Here is a 5,227-nt window from a genome sequence, read left to right as displayed (position 1 = left end):
CCCATGCTGGTGCAGTACTCAATGTACTTCTCGGACCAGATGCCCTTGATGTCGGAGTAGGTGGGAGTCACCTTGGTGCCGACAACGGGCTCCACGCCGCCGTTCATCACGTAGGAAACGACCTTGGCCATCTCCTCACGGGTGAAGGTGTCGGTGGGGGCGAAATAGCTGCCGTCATCCTTGCCGCTGACAACATTCAGGGCAACCATGACTTCGACAGCCTCTTTGTGCTGGATCTCATCAGAATCGGTGAAATCCTTGGTCGCCGCGCCGGCGCCAACTACCATCATGCTCATCAGCATGAGAGCAGCCAGAACCAGACTCAGCGTCCGCTTGAGGTTTCTCATCGGAAATTCCTCCTTCTTAAAATTTGTTCATTTAGGAGAGGAGACCTCTTATTTCCAGATAGCAAAAAACCGCTGAACCACAAGCGGTTCAGCGGTTTTGGGTAGCCATTTTGGTTGCCTGTATATCTGTGCAAAGGCCGATAAAAAACTTGACGGAGCGAAAGCGGGCTGACAGAATAGTACTGCTTTCCATCAACCGCAGAGAAAGAAAGGAAGGTACCCCATGGCAAGAAAACGCATTGAAAGGAATCTGGCATTTGATGAGGAGAAGGGCCTATATTACGCCTGCTTTGATTATGGGCGGGATGGTACCGGCCGCCGGGTCCGTCAGACCAAATGCTTCCGGGACCGGACGGCGGCCCAGGAGGCCCTGTGCCAGTTTGAATTAAAGCGGCTGCGGCGGCAGCTGCAGCTCCCATCCCGGCTTACGGTGGGGGAGTGGCTGGACTACTGGCTGGAGCAGATCATCCGCCCCAACCGGGAGGACACCACCTACTATTGTTACCGGGGCATGGCCCGCAACCACATCATTCCCGCCCTGGGCCAGGTTCCCCTGCAGCAGCTGGACCCCTACCGGATCCAGCGGTATTACGGCGATATGCTCCAGCGCAAGAGCCTGGGTGCCAATACCGTGTACAAGCACCATATTCTCCTCCACACGGCTTTGAAGGCCGCCTTCCGACAGGGGATCCTGCCAGACAATCCGGTGGACCGGGTGGAGCCCCCCCGGCTGTGCTCGCCCCGGCAGTATTTCTACACCCCGGAGCAGCTGCGGACCCTGTTCCACGCTGTGGTGGGTACCCGGCTGGAGCTGGTGGTGAAGCTGGCGGGGTATCTGGGTCTGCGCCGCAGCGAGATCTGCGGGCTGCGCTGGGAGAACGTGGACCTGGAGCATAACCTGATCCACATCTGCACCGTCCGCACCACCGCCGGCGGTTCCGTGGTGCAGAAGCAGCCCAAAACTGCCCACTCTATCCGCAAGCTGGGTATCGCCGGGCTGGACGATCTGGTGGGCCTTCTCATCCGGGAGCGGGAGCGTCAGGCGGCCTGCTGCCGCATGGAGCGGGGCTGGACCGACAGCGGCTATGTGATCGTGCGGGAGGATGGAAAACCCTATGATCCCAACCGGGTTACCGGCGCTTTCCACCAGTTTATCCAGGAACAGGGCCTGCCGCCCATTACCATCCACGGCCTGCGCCACACCTTTGCCAGCCTGGCCAACAGCGCCCGGGTCCCGCTGCTGGATATCGGAAAAACACTGGGACATAAGGACTGCACCATTACCGGCCGGGTGTACACCCACATTTTTGACCAGACCCATCAGGAAGTGCTGAATACCGTGGCCGCCTGCATCGCGGCTAAAGCCATGTAAAAAAAGGGAGCCTGCCCTGGCGGCAGACTCCCTTTTTCGGGTCTCTATGCGCTATTCTCCCTTGCTGTTGGCCGCCTTCTGGGTCTGGGTGCCGAAATAGAAGGCGATGATCACGGTGAACACCGTGAGAAACTGGTCCACCTGTACCTTGCCTACCACAGCCAGATAGGCGAATACCAGGGTAAGGGTGATGGTTACGATGCTTTTGACATCAATGAGCCTGGTCAGCCGCTGCAGCACCGCCGGCCACCCCCTTGTCGAAGAGGCCCAACCGGTCCAGCAGCACAATGGTCTGCAGATTGGGCTCGTATACATTGACCTCGCCGGCGGCCGACTGCTGGATCACGCCCAGCCCCACAGCCTTCTTGACGCTGGGCTGGGCCCAGTCCGGCATGTCCTTGATGAGATGATACATAACCATATCGTCGTCCTCCTCTTCCTGATGGTCGGGCTGCGGGTCCGTCTCCGGCTGCCGGTACAGCGGCATGGCGGGAGGGTATTTGCCCGCCCGGACCATGGCGCTGGTATAGGTTCCGCCGGCGCTCCACTGCAGATGGGGGCGGTCGGGGAAGGATTTCCAGTCCCCGCCCCACTCAAAGCCAATCTCCTTGGCAATGGCGGCCGCTTTGCTGAAAAAGGCCAGGTCATCAAACTCGTGGCCCTTGACATTCTTGCAAAAATCAAAGGCCAACCCGGCCTTGACGCTGTGAAAGCTGGGTACCTTGGCCTTGCTGGTACCGTTGTTGTAGCAGTACATCTGGTACTCCTCGTCCCGCACCGTGCCGGTTACCAGCACCGCCAGCCCCGCCTGCTTGCACAGCTGCTGCCACAGCCTGCAGTTGGCCGCCACGTCGGCACGAAGGTCGTCGATATTACGACTGTTTAGCATTGGTATACACCTCCCACAAGTCAGTGTATGCTTCGGGCGCCCAAACATTTCCGTCTGCCAACGAGCGGTACAATGTGCCGTTATCGTTGACCACATCGCCTTTCTGATAGGCGTCGTGGGCGCCGCTGGGCTGCTGCCACAGCGGGTAGCCCTGGCTGTCCAGCCCCAGGGGCTCGTAAAGGGTGGGGGTGGAGGCGGGAGGCCACTCCGCCGCGCTGGTGTGGGCCTGCACCACCCGGTAGAGCTGGGGGTCTCCCACGCTGTTTACCCCGCAGGTCAGGTAGTCCCCCGCCGCATAGCTGCGGCCCGCCTGATAGGCCGGAAAGATGGTGGAGATCTCCAGCGCCTTCTCCTGCTCCAGGGAGGCGGCAAAGAGCTGAAGGAGTCGGCGGAACTGCTCCGCCCGCTGCAGCCGGTTACTCATATTCCTTCACCCCCAGCAATACGTCCAGAATTTCTGCCACCCCCGGTTCCGGCTCCGGCGGCGCCGGAGGCTCTCCGGGCGTCACCCCTGTCAGCACGCCGTCCTGCAGCTCCAGCTGGCAGTAGCCCCGGCAGTCCCATACCGTCTGCTCCAATTCGGGCGGCACCGCCACCCAGCCCTCAAGCCAGCACTCCGTCCGGTGGCTCTGGCTCTGCAGGCTATGGCCCCCGTCCTCCCGGGCGGCCACCTCAATGATGGTCAGCATATGTCGTTCCTCCTTTTCCGGCACCCGCCCGCAGGGCGGGCTGTCTCACCATAGACCGGTCTGAAGGAAATCCTTGCACGTTTTCATACAACAAACAGGAAAACAGCTGCGGGCCCGTCCGAAGACGGGCCCGCAGCCGTTGTTTGTGTGTGTGAACAGAGAGGTAAAAGAGAGAGTAGAGAGGAGGTTGGTTTGTCATTTCTTCCTGACATGCTTATCATACACGACCGCCCCTCTCCAATGGTGAACGGACTGTGAACAGAATATAAAAGCTTTGTGACGAAAGCTTTAACCTCCCATATAGGAGAAATGCATGTAGTCGTGGTAGCCAGTGGCAGCGTCGCTGCCGTCAGCCCAGGCGTCGCCGCCCCAGCTCCAGCCGTGCTCGGCAAAGATCCGTACCACCGAGCTCTCCGGGCTGATGGAGTAGGGGTTGCTGCCCGGCTGCCACAGGCTGCCCGCCAGTACCTGACCATCCCGGATCTGATAGTTCTCATTGGCGTTGATGTCAATGGCGGTGCCGCAGTTGTGCTCTCCGGTGGCGGAGTCTCCCCGCCAGGAATAGCCGCCGATATCGTGAATGGGGAACTGCTCCGGATCGTTGTAGATCTCGGTAAAGATGGCCTTTACATCCTCGGCGATGGCGGCGTGAACGGTCAGCGACAGGGTGGAGCTCACCTTGACGCCGCCGGACAGCTTCCATACCGGGATGGTGACGGTGGTCATGGCCGCCTTGGCCTCTTCCTGATTGGCAAAGCGCCGTTTGGCAGCGTCGCCGAAGAGCAGTTCATACTTGCGCTCATTTTCCCCCTGGAATTTCAGCCAGAAATCCTGCTTGGCATAGTCCTCGTAACTGGCCAGGCCCTGCTCCACCTTTTCCCAGAAATCCGCCTCTTCCCGTTCCGCCTGGGTCATGGGCTGGTAGTACAGGGTGTAGGTGCTGCAGGCGGAGCTGACCTCACTGACCAGGTTGTCCGACCAGCTGTAGTTGTAGTACTTCAGCCCGTCTGACTCCAGCTCATAGGAGAGACTGGACAGGTAGGTGCCCACCTGAGTGGACATCTGCTGATCGGGCAGAATGGATTGGCCGGTCTGCGCATTTACAATACGGACTGTAATATCCTTCGGCGTATATTGTAGGCAGGAATCAACTACCTCCAGCACCCGCATGACCAGCACGGTGCCGTCGCAGCGCTGGATGGAGTCGGTGCAGCCAAAGGAGCCGTCGCTTTTGCCGTTGATGATCCCCAGCTCGGCCAGCCCGGCCACCGCCTGCTGATGGACGGCGTCCATCTGGTACCAGTCGGAGAGGGCGGAGGGTTCCTGGGTCTCCCCCCAGGTGTACCAGACGTCCCAGGCCTCCTCCGGCAGGGCGTTGTACAGCAGCACCGCCGCGTCCTGGCGGGAGATGGCGCTCCCCAGGCTGCTCATGGTGACAGGCAGGCCGTCCTCCTGCCGGAGCAGGCCGGCCTGTTCCGCGGCGGCGTAGCCCGCCTGATCCCAGGCCAGTCCGGAGGCGGAGGCGCTGGCGTAGGACTGGGGGGCAAAGGTGCGGGTGAGCATGGTCAGGAACTGTCCCCAGCTCATGGTATCGGAGGGGGCCAGCTTTCCGTCGCTTACGCCCTGGATGACGCCCAGCTCGGCGGCCTCCATCATGGAGGAGTAGGCCCAGTGGCTGCTGGGCAGGTCGCTGTAGCCGGCGGCCAGCGCCGGAACGGACAGGGTCAGAGTCAGGGCTCCGGCCAGCGCAAGACTTTGTACACGGTGTTTGATGGACATGGAAATGGTTCACGCTCCTTCTTTCAATTCACTGCATTTATTCTAAATAGTGTTTACACGAGTAATGTGGTATAATAGGAACAATAGGCCAGAAAGAGGTGTTCCTATGAGCAATGAACAACAACGCCATGACATGAGTGATACGGTATGG

At 60.2% G+C, this 5,227-nt stretch carries 7 protein-coding genes; 1 reads left to right on the top strand and 6 read right to left on the bottom strand.

Features of this window, described 5'->3' with window-relative positions; translation table 11 throughout:
- Positions 1-347, bottom strand: a 347-nt coding sequence (locus B5F88_RS18335) for an S-layer homology domain-containing protein (RefSeq protein WP_140402192.1), incomplete at its 3' end; no start/stop codon positions are given.
- Between the two features lie 223 nt (positions 348-570).
- On the opposite strand from B5F88_RS18335, the gene B5F88_RS18330 reads away from it, so the two are divergent.
- On the top strand, positions 571-1,719 hold the full coding sequence (locus B5F88_RS18330) for a site-specific integrase (RefSeq protein WP_087348874.1): 1,149 nt from the start codon (positions 571-573) through the stop codon (positions 1,717-1,719).
- Positions 1,720-1,770: 51 nt separating this feature from the next.
- On the opposite strand, the gene B5F88_RS18325 is transcribed toward B5F88_RS18330, so the two are convergent.
- The 5 genes from B5F88_RS18325 to B5F88_RS18305 all read right to left on the bottom strand — a co-directional run bounded on the left by B5F88_RS18325 (position 1,771) and on the right by B5F88_RS18305 (position 5,076).
- Positions 1,771-1,959 (bottom strand): hypothetical protein, encoded by a 189-nt coding sequence (locus tag B5F88_RS18325; protein WP_087348872.1) that lies wholly within the window; start codon positions 1,957-1,959, stop codon positions 1,771-1,773.
- Positions 1,931-2,608 carry a M15 family metallopeptidase gene (locus B5F88_RS18320; RefSeq protein ID WP_162612244.1) on the bottom strand — a complete coding sequence of 226 codons (678 nt, stop codon included), beginning with the start codon at positions 2,606-2,608 and terminating at the stop codon, positions 1,931-1,933. The genes B5F88_RS18325 and B5F88_RS18320 overlap by 29 nt, the downstream gene beginning before the upstream one ends.
- On the bottom strand, positions 2,592-3,032 hold the full coding sequence (locus B5F88_RS18315; RefSeq protein ID WP_087348870.1) for a hypothetical protein: 441 nt from the start codon (positions 3,030-3,032) through the stop codon (positions 2,592-2,594). Before B5F88_RS18315 ends, B5F88_RS18320 begins: the two co-directional genes overlap by 17 nt.
- Positions 3,025-3,297 (bottom strand): hypothetical protein, encoded by a 273-nt coding sequence (locus B5F88_RS18310; RefSeq protein WP_087348868.1) that lies wholly within the window; start codon positions 3,295-3,297, stop codon positions 3,025-3,027. The genes B5F88_RS18315 and B5F88_RS18310 overlap by 8 nt, the downstream gene beginning before the upstream one ends.
- 288 nt (positions 3,298-3,585) lie before the next feature.
- A complete protein-coding gene (locus B5F88_RS18305; protein WP_087348866.1) occupies positions 3,586-5,076 on the bottom strand; it encodes an S-layer homology domain-containing protein in 1,491 nt (496 codons plus the stop codon).
- Positions 5,077-5,227 lie beyond the last annotated feature (151 nt).

This window comes from Flavonifractor sp. An306 (genome assembly GCF_002159455.1).
In the GTDB taxonomy this organism is placed as follows: domain Bacteria; phylum Bacillota; class Clostridia; order Oscillospirales; family Oscillospiraceae; genus Flavonifractor.
Note: the sequence above shows the minus strand (reverse complement) of the source record. Positions and strands in the feature narration are given on the sequence as shown.